This is a genomic window from Actinomadura roseirufa (assembly GCF_900659635.1).
Classification (GTDB): Bacteria; Actinomycetota; Actinomycetes; order Streptosporangiales; family Streptosporangiaceae; genus Spirillospora; species Spirillospora roseirufa.
Window position 1 is genome coordinate 18,996 of record NZ_CAACVB010000020.1, and the last position, 16,923, is coordinate 35,918.

Annotated in this window: 16 protein-coding genes; 6 read left to right on the forward strand and 10 right to left on the reverse strand. The window is 70.9% G+C overall.

Translation table 11 applies throughout. From position 1 onward, the window contains the following. Positions 1 to 89: 89 nt before the first annotated feature. Together E1291_RS06865 and E1291_RS06870 are read right to left on the reverse strand one after the other, a co-directional pair. Positions 90 to 326: a hypothetical protein gene (locus E1291_RS06865; protein ID WP_067451750.1), complete on the reverse strand. Its 237-nt coding sequence runs from the start codon at positions 324 to 326 to the stop codon at positions 90 to 92. A 554-nt stretch (positions 327 to 880) separates the two neighbouring features. Continuing rightward, positions 881 to 1,993: a LacI family DNA-binding transcriptional regulator gene (locus tag E1291_RS06870; RefSeq protein WP_370770957.1), complete on the reverse strand. Its 1,113-nt coding sequence runs from the start codon at positions 1,991 to 1,993 to the stop codon at positions 881 to 883. Positions 1,994 to 2,274: 281 nt separating this feature from the next. On the opposite strand from E1291_RS06870, the gene E1291_RS06875 reads away from it, so the two are divergent. After that, positions 2,275 to 2,970 (forward strand): TetR/AcrR family transcriptional regulator, encoded by a 696-nt coding sequence (locus E1291_RS06875; RefSeq protein ID WP_131736880.1) that lies wholly within the window; start codon positions 2,275 to 2,277, stop codon positions 2,968 to 2,970. A gap of 915 nt (positions 2,971 to 3,885) precedes the next feature. Here E1291_RS06875 and bldC read toward each other — a convergent pair. Then, positions 3,886 to 4,089: a developmental transcriptional regulator BldC gene (bldC, locus tag E1291_RS06880; RefSeq protein WP_012850682.1), complete on the reverse strand. Its 204-nt coding sequence runs from the start codon at positions 4,087 to 4,089 to the stop codon at positions 3,886 to 3,888. 273 nt (positions 4,090 to 4,362) lie between these two features. Beyond that, positions 4,363 to 5,271 (reverse strand): DUF8083 family protein, encoded by a 909-nt coding sequence (locus tag E1291_RS06885; protein ID WP_131736881.1) that lies wholly within the window; start codon positions 5,269 to 5,271, stop codon positions 4,363 to 4,365. Positions 5,272 to 5,445: 174 nt separating this feature from the next. On the opposite strand from E1291_RS06885, the gene E1291_RS06890 reads away from it, so the two are divergent. Together E1291_RS06890 and E1291_RS06895 are read left to right on the forward strand one after the other, a co-directional pair. Next, a complete protein-coding gene (locus E1291_RS06890) occupies positions 5,446 to 6,528 on the forward strand; it encodes a Glu/Leu/Phe/Val family dehydrogenase (protein WP_131736882.1) in 1,083 nt (360 codons plus the stop codon). A 301-nt stretch (positions 6,529 to 6,829) separates the two neighbouring features. Next, positions 6,830 to 7,036, forward strand: coding sequence for a DUF3073 domain-containing protein (locus E1291_RS06895; RefSeq protein ID WP_131736910.1), 207 nt, complete (start codon positions 6,830 to 6,832; stop codon positions 7,034 to 7,036). 54 nt (positions 7,037 to 7,090) lie between these two features. On the opposite strand, the gene E1291_RS06900 is transcribed toward E1291_RS06895, so the two are convergent. The 4 genes from E1291_RS06900 to purF form a co-directional block, all read right to left on the reverse strand. After that, entirely contained in the window at positions 7,091 to 7,690 is a 600-nt protein-coding gene (locus E1291_RS06900; RefSeq protein WP_242613990.1) for a SanA/YdcF family protein, read from the reverse strand. A gap of 617 nt (positions 7,691 to 8,307) precedes the next feature. Continuing rightward, a complete protein-coding gene (locus E1291_RS06905; RefSeq protein ID WP_131736884.1) occupies positions 8,308 to 8,523 on the reverse strand; it encodes a hypothetical protein in 216 nt (71 codons plus the stop codon). A gap of 460 nt (positions 8,524 to 8,983) precedes the next feature. Next, on the reverse strand, positions 8,984 to 10,009 hold the full coding sequence (gene purM, locus E1291_RS06910; RefSeq protein ID WP_131736885.1) for a phosphoribosylformylglycinamidine cyclo-ligase: 1,026 nt from the start codon (positions 10,007 to 10,009) through the stop codon (positions 8,984 to 8,986). A 57-nt stretch (positions 10,010 to 10,066) separates the two neighbouring features. Next, entirely contained in the window at positions 10,067 to 11,608 is a 1,542-nt protein-coding gene (gene purF, locus E1291_RS06915) for an amidophosphoribosyltransferase (RefSeq protein WP_131736886.1), read from the reverse strand. Between the two features lie 82 nt (positions 11,609 to 11,690). Here purF and E1291_RS06920 point away from each other — a divergent pair, with 82 nt between their 5' ends. Next, on the forward strand, positions 11,691 to 12,083 hold the full coding sequence (locus tag E1291_RS06920) for a DUF4190 domain-containing protein (RefSeq protein ID WP_131736887.1): 393 nt from the start codon (positions 11,691 to 11,693) through the stop codon (positions 12,081 to 12,083). On the opposite strand, the gene E1291_RS06925 is transcribed toward E1291_RS06920, so the two are convergent. Next, entirely contained in the window at positions 12,080 to 12,325 is a 246-nt protein-coding gene (locus E1291_RS06925; protein WP_131736888.1) for a protein kinase domain-containing protein, read from the reverse strand. The two genes, E1291_RS06920 and E1291_RS06925, sit on opposite strands and share 4 nt — an antisense overlap. Positions 12,326 to 12,364: 39 nt before the next feature. Between E1291_RS06925 and E1291_RS06930 the strand changes: the two genes are divergently transcribed. Next, positions 12,365 to 12,670 carry a hypothetical protein gene (locus E1291_RS06930; RefSeq protein ID WP_131736889.1) on the forward strand — a complete coding sequence of 102 codons (306 nt, stop codon included), beginning with the start codon at positions 12,365 to 12,367 and terminating at the stop codon, positions 12,668 to 12,670. A gap of 993 nt (positions 12,671 to 13,663) precedes the next feature. Here the strand turns inward: E1291_RS06930 and E1291_RS06935 are convergent. Continuing rightward, the gene (locus E1291_RS06935; protein ID WP_131736890.1) at positions 13,664 to 14,107 is read right to left on the reverse strand and encodes a sterol carrier family protein; all 444 of its coding nucleotides are present in this window, start codon (positions 14,105 to 14,107) and stop codon (positions 13,664 to 13,666) included. Between the two features lie 152 nt (positions 14,108 to 14,259). On the opposite strand from E1291_RS06935, the gene E1291_RS06940 reads away from it, so the two are divergent. Beyond that, entirely contained in the window at positions 14,260 to 16,896 is a 2,637-nt protein-coding gene (locus E1291_RS06940; RefSeq protein WP_131736891.1) for a serine/threonine protein kinase, read from the forward strand. Positions 16,897 to 16,923 lie beyond the last annotated feature (27 nt).

Sequence of the window (16,923 nt, forward strand, 5' to 3'; positions counted from 1 at the left end):
TGGCCGTCGTCCACCCGGCGGGCCGGCCGGGAGCCAAAGGGAGACGGAGCCAGAGGGGACGGAGCCAGAGAGGAGCGGGAGCCGGCGGCTCAGCGGAGGGGGTCCTCCTTGCCGAGCAGCGCGGCGAGGGCGCGTGCCTCGTCCGCGTCCAGGCCCAGCACCACGCGGGGCCGTCCCCACGGGTGGTCGATCGAATGGGCGACGTAGCTGGCGACGGACTCCGACACCTGCTCGGCCAGCCCGCGCGCGTGCCGCCACTCCGACCAGGCACGTTCCAATTCGTTCGCCGCGCGCTGCGCGCACGACACCAGTTCCGGATCACGCACGACCTGAACCCCCCTGAGTGAACCTCGCTGTGGACATCACTGTGAACCTCGTCGTGAAGCAACGCTGTGAACACCGCCGTGAGCAGCACGGTGAACACCGTCGCCAGCAGCGCTGTGGACACCGCGGCGGACACTGCGGCGGACCCGCGGCGGACATCGCGGCGACATCACGATGAAGCAGCACGGCGACCATGACACAGCGACCACGACACAGTGACCACGACACGGTGACCGACACGCCGGACCTGTCACCGACCGTGTCCGCCCGGCGTCGCCGGGCCCGGGCGGCCTCCCCCGAGACCACCCGGGCCGGGTGCCATCGGCACGCCGGACGATCGAGTGTCCATTAACCCCCCGGCGACGTCCGGGAGTCCGGCGAATGCGCGAGGCTTGGCCAGCCCCTTACTCGGCGCGCACCAGTTCGAGGAACGATCGACCCTGCCCGTACCGCGTGCGGAAGCGCGAGGCTTCGGGGACGCGGGCACGGGCCACGATTGCGGTTGGCGGGATCGGGAGCCGTGCGGGCGATCGTCCGTCTGGGAGCGGGGTGCGCGCTACAGGCTGGGGGCCGGGCCCGTCGTCGACCGCACGACCAGGTGCGGGACGACCAGGTTCTGCCGCGCGTTCCGGGCCGGATCGCCGATGCGCGCCGTCAGCAGTTCCGCCGCGACGCGTCCCATGTCCCGGCGCGGCTGGTCCACACTCGTCAGCGAGATGTGCCGGATCGCGGCGAGATGCGTGTTGTCGTACCCGACGATCGACAGCTGCGTCGGCACCCGCATCTCCAGCTCGTCCGCCGCCGACAGCGCCCCGGTCGCCACCAGGTCGTTCGGCGCGAAGATCGCGGTGGGACGGCGGTCGCGGCGCAGCAGCGCCCGGGTCGCCCGGTAGCCGCCCTCCTCGGTGAAGTCGCCCGGCTCGACGACGATCTCGTCGGTCAGGCCGTGCCGCCGCATCGCCTTCTCGTACCCCGCGCGCCGGTACCGCGCCGTGGTCGACCGCGCCCCCTCGATGTGCGCGATCCGCCGGTGCCCCAGCTCGACCAGATGGTCGACGGCGAGGCTCGCGCCGAGCTCGTCGTCGTCCACCACGATGTCCACCCCGACGACATCGCGTTCCCCGACGACCACCACCGGCACGCTCGCCGCGGCCTCCTTCAGCGACTCGGGGACGACGCTGAGCAGCACCAGCCCGTCCACCCGCATCTCCAGGAACGCCTCGACCGCCTCGGCCTCGAACAGCGGATCCCAGCGGCCGCTGCCTACCAGCATCCGCAGCCCGGCACCGTGCAGGCTCTCCTGCAACCCGTCCAGGAACTCGGCGAAGAACGGGTTGTGGAGGTCGGCCACGATCGCGCCGATCAACCGCGTCCGCCCTTCCACCAAACTCCGCGCCACCGCGTTCGGCCGGTAGCCGAGCTCACGCGCGGCCTGCAGGACGGCCTGCCTCCGGCGTTCGCTCACGTGCGGTGACCCCCGCATCACCAGTGAGACCAGGGACTTGGAGACGCCGGCCCGCTCCGCGACGTTGCGGATGGTCGGTTTCGGTGCGGGCAGGCTTCTCCCCTCCTCTCCTCGCGCTGGAGGAGAGGGACTACGCGGCGGGGGAACCGCGCCCTCTCCCAGCACCGTACTGTCGTGCGGGGGGTTTCCTTCACCAGCTGACATGGCACTCCGTCCAGGGGGCCTGCAGGACCTGCTGCCACGGCGCTCCGGGGTGGGTCATAGGGAGTCGTCGCGCCTCCTCCGCTCGGGAGGAGATGCCATGATGCCTCGCCTTCACCCCATATCGTCGCAACAGTGAGTAACGGGCATCCGCCAATGGCAGTTCGGGGCAGTGGTGTTCCGGATCACAGGGTCGCGGGGAGCCGATCACGGCCCCGGGAAAAGGCCGCTGCGACGCCTGTGGACACGGCCTGCGCCCGTCCGCGCTCGGATACGCTGCCCAGGTGGGAGATCGCGCGGTGGCCGGTGGAAAGGCGCGGAGCCGGCAGAGCGGCGGGCGAGGGCGTCGCAGGCTCAGCGTCGACGAACGCCGGGAGGAACTGATCGAGGCGGCGCTGCAGCTGTTCAGCACCCGTCCCCCCGAAGACATCTCGATCGACGACGTCGCCGCCGCCGCGGGCGCCTCCCGCGCATTGGTCTACCACTACTTCGGCGGAAAGTACGAGCTGTACCTTGCGGCCCTCGGGAGCGCCGCGAAGCAATTGTCGGTCCTGCTCGAACCGCCCGCGGAGGGCCGGCCGCTCGAACGCCTCCGGATCTCCTTGGAACGCTACTTCGACTTCGTCGAGAGCCATGCCGCCGGCTACACCGCTCTGTTGCGCGGCGGGCCCGCCGACCGCTCCGGCGAGGTCGGCGAGATCGTGGACGGCATACGCCAGCTCCTGCTCGACCGCATCCTCCACGCACTCGGCGTGGAGTCGCCCCAGCCCATCCTGCGGATCACCCTGCGCTCCTGGATGGCCGTGGTGGAGACCGCCGGGCTCGACTGGCTGGAGAGACGCGACCTCACCCGTCCCGATCTGGAACGTCTCCTGGTCGACCACCTGGTGGTCATGCTCCACGTTGCGGGCCGCCACGACCCCACGACCGGGGCCCTCTTCGACCGGCTGGCCCAAGAGGAACTCCACCCCAACCCCTGATCGTCCGTCCGGGGTTCGTCGGCTTCACAGAAGCGACATTTTGTCCTCTTGTGGACTTCTAACTCTCACCTGTCCCAAAAGCCCTACCAGCCCGCCACACCTAAACCCCCGCCTCACCAGGCCATAACCGGGCCCCCACCACGCCGTGCCGTCCCTCACACCCAGCGACCTGGCTCCGTGAGACCCGCCGCAGAGGCACCGCCCCCATTCCAGGGCACGTCCCCAAGCAACCGGCCCAACCGCCCGACGCGCCCGCCGACAGCGGCGAGCTTCACAGTGCTCCCGGCAGGGCGCCGTTGGTTCGTATGGCAGGGGCCGGTCCGGCGATCGGGGGATGGATCGGTGGGATCGGTGGGATCGGTGGGCGCGTGGGAGGGGGCCGGGCCGTCGGTTCGGAGGGGAGGTGGTCCAGAGCGGATGGCGGGGGGCGCCAGGGGGCGGTCAGTACTTGGGGGGCAGGGAGTGAGGAAGCAGGTACGGGGTGGGGGGTGGTGTCGTTCTTCGTGGGTGGGAGGCAGAAGCGGGGTGGAGGCGAGCGTGGGATGAACGGGGAGATGAGGCACGGAGATGAGCAGTGGCGAGTGGGGAGGTGAGCGTGGAGGCGAGCAGAGAGGCAGGCAGGGCGGTGAGCAGAGAAATGAGCAGGGCGGTGAGCAGAGAGGTGGGCGCTTGGACGCGCGGATGTCCCGCCCGCGGTTGCGGGCGGGACGTCCGATCGAACGGTGCGCGTCGTACGGTGCGCGGTCCGGGACCGCGATTCTCGGATGACCGTGGTCCCGGGCCGTTCGTCCAGGAGGCCTCCGAAGCGTCCTCGCCCGAAGTCGGCGTGCGAGGTCGCTCAGCGGCCCCCTGACCCCCAAACATCCCGCCGGTCCGTCCGGCGGTTCCGGCGAACCCCCCGCCGGGCCGGACTCGTTACTCCGAGCGCTGTTGCGGGATTCCCGCCAGCAGCGCCCGCACCTCCGCCTCGCGGTAGCGCCGGTGCCCCCCGAGCGTGCGGATGGACGTGAGCTTCCCGGCCTTAGCCCAGCGCGTGACGGTCTTGGGGTCGACGCGGAACATCGTCGCCACCTCCGCCGGCGTCAGCAGGGGCTCGGCCTCTGGCGTACGTGCTGACATGTTTGCGGCCTCTCCTCCGTGGACCGATGACAGCGATCCTGCGATTGATCCTCGCGCGGTCACTGATGTCCCCTATGGCCCGAAAGAGCCACTATGACATCACAACGTGTAACCTTGCCACCACTCAGCGCAACAAGCAAGTTCCTGGCGGTAGTTGCGTGCAAACATCCCCGCGAGCGCGGGGAGCTGCGCGTGTTCGGTGTGCACTGGGTCACGCTGCGTGATTCTAGCGACACGTATAGTCGTATCGCGCGCGGATTCGGGAAATTTGTTTTAGTTCGCCGCTTCGAGGGCCCTCACGGGGCGCCACCGGGCCCGGAGCCGCTTGTACATCGCGACCGCCAGCTCGGCCTCGCCCCGCGCGCCCGCGGCGAGCGCCACGGCCATCTCCGCGACCGACTCGTCGGCGCTCAGGGTCTGGTCGTCCAGGAGGTGGACGAGCCCGCCGTAGTCCAGCTCCACGAGTGCGCGCGGGTGGAAGTCCCCCAGCCACCGGCCGAGCGTCTCCAGTCGTCCGGTGGACGGGGAGACGGCGCCGTCCCCCAGGTCGTCACGCACCGCCACCAGGGCGGCCGACACCCTGCGTCGCGCCTCCCCCATCGGGGTGACGTAGATGAGGGTACGCGTCGGAGCGGCCGTCGCAGGGCCATGACCTGCATGTTCTTGGAGAGCGTCGTCCGTTTTGCGGTAGCCGGTGCCCGGTGCGCCGAGCATCAGGCAGCGCTCGGCGCCCGCGAACGGCACGAACCACTCCAGCGGAACATGCCAGGTGCTCGTCTGGATGTGGGGGCGCAGCGGCCGGCCCGACCGCTTCCAGTGCTCGAAGTCCCGGGCGACCCTCTCGCCCACGGGAGGCGGGACGAACGCCGCGGCGACGCTCGCGGACCGCTCGTCCCGGAAGCGCTCGAAGGCGAGCCAGGAGCGCAGCCGCGTCTCCCAGGGGCATACGTAGATCATGTCGCCGGAACGCCGGACGTAGGCGTCCCTGCTCTCGCGGTCCGGCGCCACCTCGGGCGGGGACGCGGTGAGCCGCCGGGCCGCCTCACCGTGCTCGGCCATGAGCGCGTGGATCCGCCGTGGGCGTCGCTTGGAGTCGGCATAGACGGTCCACAGGGTCCGCGCGGGCTCCGGGAAGGCGGTCACCGGTTCATATACCCGTAGGTACGCGGCGTACGGAAACACACCCGCATCGTGACATGAGACCAGCTCCCGCGATGCCCTGTCATCGCCACCGAGACAGCCGCGTTACCTGCGGGACCATCGAGAGGCCGCGTCGCCACTGAAAGCACCCCAGGACGGTCATCTGAACATCGCGCCCCTCTAGGCTGATCCACAGACAGAGAGGAGGGCACTACCGTGCCTAATGTCTTCGGTTCGCCTCACAAGGGCTCAGAACCCCGACACGAGCAGGTCGTCTTCTGCCAGGACGAGGCCAGCGGCCTGCGCGCGATCATCGCGATCTACTCCACGGCGCTCGGCCCGTCCCTGGGCGGCACCCGCTTCTACCCGTACGGGTCGGAGGAGGAGGCGCTCACCGACGTGCTGAACCTTTCCAGGGGCATGGCTTACAAGAACGCCCTGGCCGGGCTGGACCTCGGCGGAGGCAAGGCCGTCATCATCGGTGATCCCGCCATTGACAAGTCGGAGGCGCTGCTGAGGGCGTACGGGCGCTTCGTCCAGTCGCTGAACGGCCGCTACTACACCGCGTGCGACGTCGGTACCTACAGCGAGGACATGGACGTCATCGCGCGCGAGTCCCGTTACGTGACCGGCCGGACGGTCGAGCACGGCGGGGCGGGCGACTCGTCCATCCTCACCGCGTTCGGTGTCTTCCAGGGCATGCGGGCCGCCGCGGAGACCGCGTGGGGCGTCCCAACCCTGCGGGGCAGGCGCGTCGGGGTCGAAGGCGTGGGCAAGGTCGGACACCGTCTGGTCGAGCATCTGCGCGAGGACGGCGCGGACGTCGTGATCTGCGACGTCAACACGGCGGCCGTCGAGCGGGTACGGTCCCTGCACCCGGAGGTTGAGGTCGTCGCGGACAGGGACGCGATGGTCCGCACCGAACTCGACGTCTACGCCCCCTGCGCGCTCGGCGGGGCCCTGAACGACGAGACCGTTCCTGTACTCACTGCCCGTGTCGTGTGCGGCGCCGCCAACAACCAGCTCGCCCACACGGGCATCGAGAAGCGCCTCGCCGACCGTGACGTCCTGTACGCACCCGACTACGTCGTCAACTCCGGGGGCGTCATCCAAGTGGCCGACGAGATCGATGGTTTCGATTTCGATCGTGCCAAAGCCCGTGCCACCGGGATCTTCGAGACCACTCGCAAGATCTTCGCGCTGGCCGCCGACGAGGGCGTCCCGCCGGCGGTCGCCGCCGACAGGCTCGCCGAGCGGCGCATGTCTGAGATCGGACGTCTGCGCGGCATCCTGCTCTGACCAAGCGGTTTCCAAGGCCGCCGTGGGCTGCTGGCCCCTTGGTCCCACGGCGGCTATGGCGTTGCCGGCGGCTCGGCCCGCCGGAGGGTTCTGGAACCATGTCCTCCCCTGGCAGGGTCCAGATACACTGGTGTTCTCCGCAACAAGAGCGCCGCCACGTACCGTCGATGTACCGAGCCGGGCGCAAAACGGGTACGGTTGTATCCGTGACTGACGCATGGCTCATCAGGCACCGGTTCGTGTGGTACACGCGCGCGTTGATGGGCCCACGAAAGCCCTGACCATCGAGGGGGTCGAGCCAATGGGTCGCGGCCGAGCCAAGGCCAAGCAGGTAAAGGTTGCCCGACAGCTCAAGTACAACAGCGGCAACACGGACCTCGACCGCCTGAAGAGCGAACTGGGAGTCAACGACTCCGGCGAAGACTCCTATGACGAGCTCGCCGAGAAGTACGCTGACTTCGCAGAGGACTACGGCACGGAGGACCGCAAGGACGGCACCTCCGGTTGACCGGATGACATGGCGCCACTGCCCGGGATCCGGGCAGTGGCGTTCGTTTGGGCGTCAGGGGGACGCCAGGGCCTCGCTCACACCGGGCTCTTTCCTGCCGAGCAGTGCGGGATCGGGCTGGAGGGCCAGGTTGCCCATGGCCTTCATCATGGCGAGCGGCTCTCGCATATAGCCGGAGATCGTGGAGTCCGTGTACGGGCTGCCCATGCTGTCGTCCCCGACTCCCCACGCCTGGATCCCCGCGGCCCGGCACAACGCGACCGCCCGGGGCAGGTGAAAGCTCTGCGTGACGACGGTCAACCGCGTGACGCCGAAGATCCGTTTGGCGCGCGCACAGGAGTCCCACGTCTCCAGTCCCGCGAAGTCACGCACGATCTTGCGCTCCGGCACGCCCTTCCTCATCAGGTAGGCGCGCATCACCGTCGGCTCGTCATAACCCTTGACCCGGTTGTCACCGGAGACCAGCACCACCTTGACCTTCCCCCGCCGGTAGAGGTCAACGGCCAGATCGAGGCGCCGCGCCAGGAGCGGTGACGGCTGATCCCCTCCGATCCCCGCCCCGAGCACGAGCGCCACCGGCGTCTCGGGCACCTTCTCGACCGAGGACCTGTACCGAGCGGTGTCGGCGTAGGCCCAACCCGTCGGAATGAGCACCGCATACACCCCGAGCCCCCCAAGCACGCCCAGAGGGCCCGCCCAACGCCTCACCCATCCCCAGACTCCGCCTAGCCGCCAAAACCGTCCCACAGCCCACTGAGCCCCTTCGATGAACCGCACACCGGATCCGACGTCTCACACTGATCCAAAGTTCGCAATCCGCACCTCCACGAGCCCACCCAAACGCCCACCCGGCGACAAGGCACTGAACACCGCAGCGACGATCCGGGCAGCTCAACCACAGGCCCGGAGAGCGTCAAACTGATCGTCCCGCGCGACCGTCTCCCCTGCGCCTCACTCCCCCCAGCGCCCCCCAAACCCCTCACGGCCACCACGGGCACCACGAGCCCGCCGACGCCATGGCCGAGGCATCATGCCGACGCTCGGCGAACAGCCCCATCACGGGCTCCGCCGACTCCACCCGCACCACCACCGCACCCGTTCCCCAGCCTTGCCCTCCTTTCGCCAACGCTAGGAACGCCCAGAGCGCTCAGGCTGAGGCCCTCTCGCTGGATGGCGACTCACCGTCAGCGGTCGCGCCCCTCTCGTGCCCGCCTTCACCGTTCGGGGTTTTCTCCAGGCTGGCCCCATGCCGTGGGGAGCAACGCACGGCACTATTCCCGACCGTGGCCAGACGGCGTCGGCACCGAAGCTGGGAGCCATCGGGTCCACTCGACCTGCGGTTCTGGCCGCCGCAGCCGCTCCTGCTCGGTCTTGGCCAGTTCGTCCCAGCGCAGGATGTCGGCGCCCTGCTTTCCGAGGGCGGGCCGGGTCACGTTGCGGAACGCGGTGGCGTGCCGGGTCCTCGGGTACGGGTGCCGCGCCGGCACGCCCTCGCAGGTCCCGCCATCACTAAGGGGCTGTTCGGCGAAAGGATCATCGCCGAACAGGCCAACTTCTTCGGCAAGAACCCCACAGCGGCGTCGAGAGCATCAGCTGGTGTGCGAGGGCGGCGGTACGTTCCAGCACCTCGCGCGGCTGGCGGCCGCTGGCGAACTGCGTGGCGAGGCCGGGGCATCCGGCGGGCTGGCCACGGCCGCCGGGGCGCTAGGAGGCGGGGACGGCTCGGTGAAGGGAATCAGGGCAGCCGGGACGGTGACTGATGTGTGACGGCCTGGCCATCGGCCGCTTGCGGCGTTCGAGACGTCCATGCCGGGACGGCGGGCAGTGGGGCAGTGAGTCCCCGTGGGCAGGTGGGCGTCGAGTTATCCACAGAATGCGGTTCTACTGTTCTTGGCCGTCGCCGAGCGTGAGCATGGGTGGCAGCGGAGCTCGCTCAGATCGGGCGGCTCAGGAGAGGGTGGTGGTACCCGTGCCAGTGGTGATCTCGCCCAGGTGCCAGGAGGGGACGCCTCGGTCTCCGAGGAGGCGGAGGGCCGTGTCGGCGGCCTCGGGGCTCACGATGGCGGCCATGCCGACGCCCAGGTTGAACGTCTTGTCCATTTCGGCCTGTGGAACGCCGCCCCGGTCCTGGAGGGTCCGGAAGATGGCGGGGACCTCCCATGACGACCGGCTGAGCACGGCGTCCGCGGTCGGTGGCAGGGAACGGGCCAGGTTCGCGGCCAGACCACCGCCGGTGATGTGGGCGAACGCCCGGACGCCACCGGCGCGGGTCAGCGCCAGGCAGTCTTTGGCGTAAATGCGGGTGGGGGTGAGGAGTTCCTCGCCTAGCGGACGGTCCAGCTCGTCCGGCTGGGATTCCAGCGTCAGGTCCGTCGTAGCCAGGATGTGACGGACGAGGGAATAGCCGTTGGAGTGGATGCCGGACGACGCCATGGCGATGACGGCGTCCCCGGGGCGAACACGATCGGGTCCCAGGAGCTCGTCGGCCTCGACGACGCCCGTTCCGGCACCGGCGATATCGAACTCGTCCGCCTCGAGGAGACCCGGGTGCTCCGCGGTCTCCCCGCCGACCAGGGCGCAGCCCGCGAGGGCGCAGGCGTCGGCGATGCCGCCGACGATGTCTGCGATCCGCTCGGGGACGACCTTGCCGCAGGCGATGTAGTCGGTCATGAAGAGAGGTTCGGCGCCGCACACGGCCAGGTCGTCGATGACCATGCCGACCAGGTCGTGCCCGATGGTGTCGTACACGCCGAGGCGGCGGGCCAGGTCGACCTTGGTGCCGACCCCGTCGGTGGAGGTGGCGAGGAGGGGCCGCCGGTAGCGCAGGAACGCCGAGGCGTCGAACAGTCCCGCGAAGCCGCTGGCGTCGTCGACGACCTCGGGCCGCCGCGACCGGGCGACCCTCGATTTCATCAGCTCGACGGCGCGTTCGCCGGCGGCGATGTCGACTCCGGCGGCCTCGTACGAGGTCATCTCATCCTCTCGACGTGATCGGGAACGTTCCGGGACCGTCCCGGAACGGTGATCCGCTCAGGAGCGGCCGGCCTCCAGGAGGTGCTTGCCCCGGGCGTCCTGCTCCACCTCGATCGGGTAGACGCCGTCGAAACAGGCCCGGCACAGGTTGTCCTTGGGGATGCGGGAGGCGGAGATCAGCTCGTCCAGCGAGATGAAACCGAGGCTGTCGGCGCCGATGGAGTCGCGGATCTCCTCGACCGAGAGGTTTCCGGCGATCAGCTCGGCGCGGGTGGCGAAGTCGATGCCGTAGAAGCAGGGCCACGCCACGGGCGGGCTGGAGATCCTGACGTGCACCTCGGCGGCGCCGGCGTCGCGGAGCATCGAGACGATCGCGCGCTGGGTGTTGCCGCGCACGATCGAGTCGTCCACGACGACCAGGCGTTTGCCCTCGATCGTTTCGCGGAGCGGGTTCAGCTTGAGGCGGATGCCGAGCTGGCGGATGGTCTGGGACGGCTGGATGAACGTGCGCCCGACATAGGAGTTCTTCACCAGCCCCTGGCCATAGGGGATGCCGGACGCCTCGGCGTACCCGATCGCGGCCGGGGTGCCCGACTCGGGAGTCGGGATGACCATGTCGGCCTCGACGGGATGCTCGCGCGCCAGCCGGCGGCCGACCTCCACGCGGGTCGCCTGGACGCTGCGTCCGGCGATCGTGGTGTCGGGCCTGGCCAGGTACACGTACTCGAACAGGCAGCCCTTCGGCCGAGCCTCGGCGAAGCGCTCGGACCGGACACCGGCACCGTCGATCGCGACCATCTCGCCCGGCTCGATCTCCCGGACGAAACGGGCGCCGACGATGTCGAGCGCGGCGGTCTCGGACGCGACGACCCAGCCCCGGTCCTCCAGGTTGCCGAGGACGAGCGGACGGATGCCCTCGGGATCGCGGGCGGCGTACAGGGTGCCCTCGTCCATGAAGACCAGGGAGTACGCGCCCCGCGTCGCCGGAAGGATCTCCCGGGCCGCCGCCAGCGGCCCCGGGTCGGCCGTGTCACCGGCGGCCGGCGCGTCCTCGCCCGCGGTGCCGCTGGTGGCGAGAAGCGCCGTCAGAACCTCGGTGTCGGTGGTCGCGGTCAGCACGCCCGGCTCCAGCCGCGCCGCCAGCTCCGGCGTGTTGATCAGGTTGCCGTTGTGGACGAGTGCGAGCCCGCCGGTGTCGGTGGACCTGAATGTGGGCTGCGCGTTCTCCCACGTCGGCGAGCCGGTCGTGGAGTACCGGCAGTGGCCGACGGCGATGTGGCCGCGCAGCGTGTTCAGCACCGACTCGTCGAAGACCTGGGCGACGAGGCCCATGTCCTTGAACACGACGATGCGTGAGCCGTCGCTGACGGCGATTCCCGCCGACTCCTGCCCGCGGTGCTGGAGCGCGTACAGCCCGTAGTAGGTGAGCTTGCTCACCTCCGCCCGCGACGCCTGGTCCGCGGGGACCCAAACGCCGAAGACCCCGCAGGCGTCCTGCGGGGGGCGATCGGAGGGATCGATGTCGTGGCTCAGACGTCCATTACGGAGAGGCACGTTCGCCAGTCTAGATGCCCGGTTCACCTGCTCCGATCGGCGCATCTCCTTAAACGACCTTTACCCCCTGGGACCACGGCGTTCGCGCCGGGCGCGGGAATGTGGGGGGCGACACGGGGAGGTACGCATGACGATGCCTGGATACCGGACCTATTCGCCCCCGGCCCCGCCGGCGCGGAGCAGGCCGGCGAGGGTCTCCTTGGTGCTCGGCATCGTCGGCCTCGTGGGCCTCGCCGCCTGCCTGCTGGGCATGATCCCGGCGACCGTCGGCCTCGTCCTCGGCACGATCTCGCTGACCCGTCCGGACGCCGAGCGCGGCCCCGCCCTCACCGGCGTGATCTGTTCGGCCGTCGCCCTCGTCCTCGGGTCCGTGATCCTCCTCTGGCTGCTGAGCAAGGCCGCCCAGTGCGGCGACGTGTCCAAGTACCCGACCGACGCCGCCCGCCGCACATGCGTCGAACACGAGTTCCCCTTCGCCCAGCCCCCGAAGGTCCCCCCGTCCCAACCCGAAGCCCCCTAACCCGTCAGGACGTTGCCGGGTTTGAGGTCGTGGTGCAGGGCACCCGCCCGGTGCACCGCCGCCAGCGCGACCGCCATGCCGACCGCCAGGCGCTCCACGACGGCCCCACCGCGCACGCCCTCCTCGTCCACGAGCTGCTGCAGGGACGGACCGTCCACCCACTCGCTCACCACGTACGCCCGGTCACCCTCCACATCGGCGTCCAGGATCGCCGCCGTGCAGAACCCCGACACCTTCCGCACCGGTGTGAACGCGCACGCAGTTCAGGCAGTCGGGCCTGGTTGACGGGCGAGCTCACGCGGTGGACGTGCGGTGAGTCGCTGCGGGGCGGCGGCGAGCTGAAGCTCGGCGGCCGGGTGCTGCGAGACACGCCGCTCGCGGTGCGGCGGGGGACGGCCCCGGGCCGGTACCGCGCGTTCACGTCCCTGCATTACTGGGAGGACGCGGACGTCCGGCGCGCGGCGTCGATCGTGCCGTCCTGCCATGTGGTGGAGGTCCTGACCGGGGCCGGCGGCACGACCGGCGCGCGGGTCGTGCATGGCGGCCGCCGCACCGCCCGCCTGTTGTCGTCCCCGATCACTGGTTGATCAGCGCCCGCTCCCCGTCGGCCGATCACCGAGTTGCGCCCGATCACTACGAGGAGCCCCTCAGACACACCCACACCCGCGCCCACGCCTAATGGCGCAGGCCGCGCGGCGCCCCCAGCCCTGAACCGCCCTCGACAACAACCAGAGCACCTACCGAGCCCAGACAGGTCCCCTGCCTCGGCAGCCCCCGCGCACATCCTCACCCACGCGACCACCACCCCTTAGGCGCCCCGTACCACCGACGTCCACCAGCTCAGGGCCGCTCACCCCGGCAACCAGACTCCCCAACCGGGGCACCCACCAAGCCCAAACAGGACCACCGCATCAGCAACCACAGACACCCGTCACCCGCACGACCACCATCCCCTCAGGGCCCCGAACCACCGGCGTCTGCCAGCCCAGAGCCACCCACCCCGACAACCAGACCCCCAACCGAGGCACCCACCAAGCCCAGACAGGACCACCACTTCAGCAACCACAGACACACCCACACCACGCGACCACCGCCCCCTCGACGCCCCGAACTGCCGAGGCCTGGCAGCCCAGAGCCACTCGCCCTACGACCGGACCGTCCAACCGGGGCACCCACCAAGCCCAGACATGGCCACCGCTTCAGCAACCACGGGTGCCTGTCACCCGCGCGACCGCCCTCCCTCAGCGCCCCGAACCACCGGCATCTGCCAGCCCAGAGCCACCACCCCGACAACCAGCCCGCCAACCGGGGGCACCCACCGAGCCCAGACATGGCCACCGCTTGAACAGCCACAGGCACACCCGCACGACGACGACCCCCTCGGCGTGCCGAACCACCGACGTCCCGCTGCCCGGAGTCATCCACTCGACAGCCAGACCACGCAGCCAGACCAACCGCTGGGGCGTCCATCAAGCAGCGGCACCCAGCTGCCACACGACGCCCGCAGACACGCGGGGTGGAGGTCGAGCTTTTAGGTGGTGACTGGGCGGGGTTCGGTGGGCTGCTGTGGGCTGGGTGGCTCAGGGAAGGGGGAGGGGGAGGACGGCGGACAGGTCCGCACGGGAGCCGCTGGCGCGTACGCGGTTGGTGGTGAGGGCTTCCTGCCAGGTCAGGCGGCCGGTGGCCAGGCCGATCCAGGTCTCGGCGTCCATCTCCACCACATTCGGAGGGGTTCCCCGGGTATGGTGCGGCCCGTCGATGCACTGGACGGCGGCGTGCGGCGGGACGCGGACCTCCACCGATCGGCCGGGCGCCAGGTCCGCGAGCCGGTCGAGCAGGTAGCGCACCGCGCCCCTGACGACCGGGCGGGACGGTTCGGCGGTCCCGGCCTCGAGTGAGGCCAGGACGGTGTCGAGGGCGGCCCGGCGCAGGTCGGCGGGGTCGTCCGCGCCGGAGTACGGGGGCAGGCCGAGAGCGGCGCGCTCCTCGTTGAGGACGGCGGGGGAAAGCGGTGTCCGGGGCATCGCGACCGACGCTACCGGGTCGGCGGGCCTGGGCGTCCGGCCACCTGCGGCGCCGGAGGCGGTAACAATGGACCCCGGTGCCAGGCTTGGCCGAGTGGGAGCGACGAGTGGGAGCGGGACGGCGGTCCCCGGAGGACACGGAGGTTCGTCAGATGCCCGAGGCGCTGCCCTTGCAGCCCGGTGACCCGCGGAGACTCGGCGCGTACGAGATCACGGGCCGGCTCGGCGTGGGCGAGCAGGGCGCCGTGTTCCTCGGCAGGGACGCGGCGGCCCGGGTCGTGGCCGTGAAGTTGCTGCACGTGCGAATGAGCGGCGAGCCCGTGGCACGGTCCCGGTTCGCTGGGGCGTTCACACCGGCGCGGAAGGTGTCGGGGTTCTGCACGGCGGCGATTCTGGACGCCGATGTGGAGGGTGACCGGGCGTACGTGGTGAGCGAGTGGGTGGACGGTCCGTCCCTGCGGCAGCTCGTGGACGAGGAGGGCGTGCGCGGTGGGGCCGTCGTGGAGCGCCTGGCGGTTGGCATGGCGGTCGCGCTGGCGGCGGTGCACCGGGCGGGTGCCCTGCACCACGACCTCAAACCCGGCAACGTGCTGCTGGGCCGTGGCGGACCGCGGATGGGCGATTTCGGTATCGCGCACGCCCTGGAGGCGGTGAACGCGGCGTCCACGGGTGCGCTGGCGGAGGCTCCCGCCTACCGGGCTCCCGAGCAGCTCAGCGGCCAGGGCATCGGTCCCGCGGCCGACGTGTTCGCGTGGGCGGCGACGCTGTTGTTCGCGGCGACGGGCAAGCCGCCGTTCGGGGACGACTCGCCGTCGGAGGTCATGCAGCGCATCGTCTACGACGACCCCGACCTGTCGGCCGTCCCCGACTCCCTGCGGGAGGTCATGGCGGACGCGCTGGCGAAGAATCCGGCCGAGCGTCCGACGGCCAAGGGGCTCTTGGAGCGGCTTCTGGGCCAGGGGGGCGTGCTGGCCGGGCGTATGCCCGCCTCCATGGTGGAGGAGGGGCGCGCTCTCGTGTCCGGGGCGGTTCAGCCCCGCCCCGTGGAGACGCCACCCCGAGCAGCGGGGACGCCGCCCCAGCCGGTGGAGACGCCACCGCAGCCGGTGGAGATGCCGGCCTGGGCAGTGGAAGCGCCACCCCCGGCAGCGGGAGGGTCGCCACAGCCAGGGGAGACGCCACCCCGGGCAGCGGAGATGCCGCCCCAGCCAGGGGAGACGCCACCCTGGGCAGCGGGAGCTTCGCCACGGCCGGTGGAGACGCCATGGGCAGTGGAGACGCCACCCCGAGAAGCGCAGATGCCGCCCCAGCCGGGAGAGACGCCGGCCTGGGCAGGAGAGGCGCCGCCCCGGGCAGTCGAAGGGTCGCCTCGGCCGGTCGAGACGCCACCGCAGCCGGGGGAGATGCCGGCCTGGGCAAAGGAGACGCCGGCCTGGGCAGCGGAGATGACGCCCCAGCCGGGAGAGACGCCAGCCTGGGCAGAGGAGGCGTCAGCTCGGGTGGTGGAGACGCCGTCTTCGACTGCGCCGACCGGGTTCGGGTCGGGTGGCCAGAGTGGTGGTGTGCCGAGCTCCGGCTTCGCTCCTGCGGGTGGTTCCGTCCTGGAAGGTTCGGACGCTTTGGGGCAGGGGCCTATGGGGCCGCCTTCGGTGAGTTCCGGCTTCGGTGCTTCAGGATCTGCCGGCAATGGCAGCCAGTGGGGCCCTGCTGCGGGAGGTGGTTCTGGGGCCGGGGGTCCGGGAGCCGGGTTCGCGGGTCCGGGCATGGGGTTCGCCGGTAGCGGTGGCCCTGCGGCCGTCCCGGAGAGTCAGTTCGGTGGGCCCTGGCCCGTGGCGGACCTGCCGCGCTCCCCCATGGGCGCGCCGCCGCCTGGGCCCGGCCTCGCGCACTCGCCGGGGAACGCGGAGGCGCTCGGCCAGGGTAGGCCGAAGTCAGCGAAGCCCGCGAAATCCGCGAAGTCAGCGCCGGAGGTGGTCGAGCTCGACCCGACGGCGTTCGAGTCGACCGCGATGTTCGGCGCGGTCGGGGAGGCGACGACCGCGTTCGACGCGGTGGGGCCCGCCGCCGAGCCGACGGCGACCTTCGACGCGGTCGGCGGGGCGACGACGACGTTCGACGTGCTGGACGGCGGCCCGCCGCCCGGCGGAATGAACTCCGCGCCGGACGGCGGGGCGACCGCGGTCTTCGGCGCGATCGGCCCCGGAGAACCCGCCGGACGGCCGTCCCCGGCCCCGCCCCTGATTCCCGGGATGGCGCCGCCGCACGGCGGGGGGCGGCACAAGACGGGCGGACTGCCCTCGGTCCGGCTGCGCCGTCCGAGCAACCATGTGCTGGGGGTGGCGCTGTCGCTGACGATCGGGGTGGGCGTCGGCATCGCGATCATCGCGCTGGTGCTGTGGCCGCAGCTCAAGGACGACGGACCGGCGCCCACGGCCGGGAAGGGCCCCGCGCCGTCCGGGAACCGTCCGGTGACGGTGATCCCGCAGTCCTTCGCCGGGACGTGGAAGGGGACGGTCGTCAACCGGAACCGGAACGTGTCCTTCCCGATCGAGGTGACCTTCGAGAGCGGCGGCACCACGGCGCAGGCGCTGTACCCGCGGGAGAAGTGCAACGGCAGGCTGACGCTGAGCAAGGGGACGGAGCGGTCGCTGAACATGGCGCTGGCCGTCCCGCCGCCGTGCACGGACGGGACGGTGCAGATCACCCGGCAGCAGGACGGGACGCTCCAGTACACGTGGAACAAGCCCGGCACACAGCTCAGCTATGCGGGCCGCCTCAGCCGCAACTGAGTTGTGACAGGGCAAGATGCCCGCTTT

Coding starts and splice junctions, on each gene's coding strand:
- E1291_RS06940 (WP_131736891.1), top strand. CDS start 14,260: ATGCCCGAGGCGCTGCCCTTGCAGCCCGGTGACCCGCGGAGACTCGGC.
- E1291_RS06920 (WP_131736887.1), top strand. CDS start 11,691: ATGACGATGCCTGGATACCGGACCTATTCGCCCCCGGCCCCGCCGGCG.
- purF (WP_131736886.1), bottom strand. CDS start 11,608: ATGCGCCGATCGGAGCAGGTGAACCGGGCATCTAGACTGGCGAACGTG.
- E1291_RS06895 (WP_131736910.1), top strand. CDS start 6,830: ATGGGTCGCGGCCGAGCCAAGGCCAAGCAGGTAAAGGTTGCCCGACAG.
- E1291_RS06935 (WP_131736890.1), bottom strand. CDS start 14,107: ATGCCCCGGACACCGCTTTCCCCCGCCGTCCTCAACGAGGAGCGCGCC.
- purM (WP_131736885.1), bottom strand. CDS start 10,009: ATGACCTCGTACGAGGCCGCCGGAGTCGACATCGCCGCCGGCGAACGC.
- bldC (WP_012850682.1), bottom strand. CDS start 4,089: ATGTCAGCACGTACGCCAGAGGCCGAGCCCCTGCTGACGCCGGCGGAG.
- E1291_RS06870 (WP_370770957.1), bottom strand. CDS start 1,993: ATGTCAGCTGGTGAAGGAAACCCCCCGCACGACAGTACGGTGCTGGGA.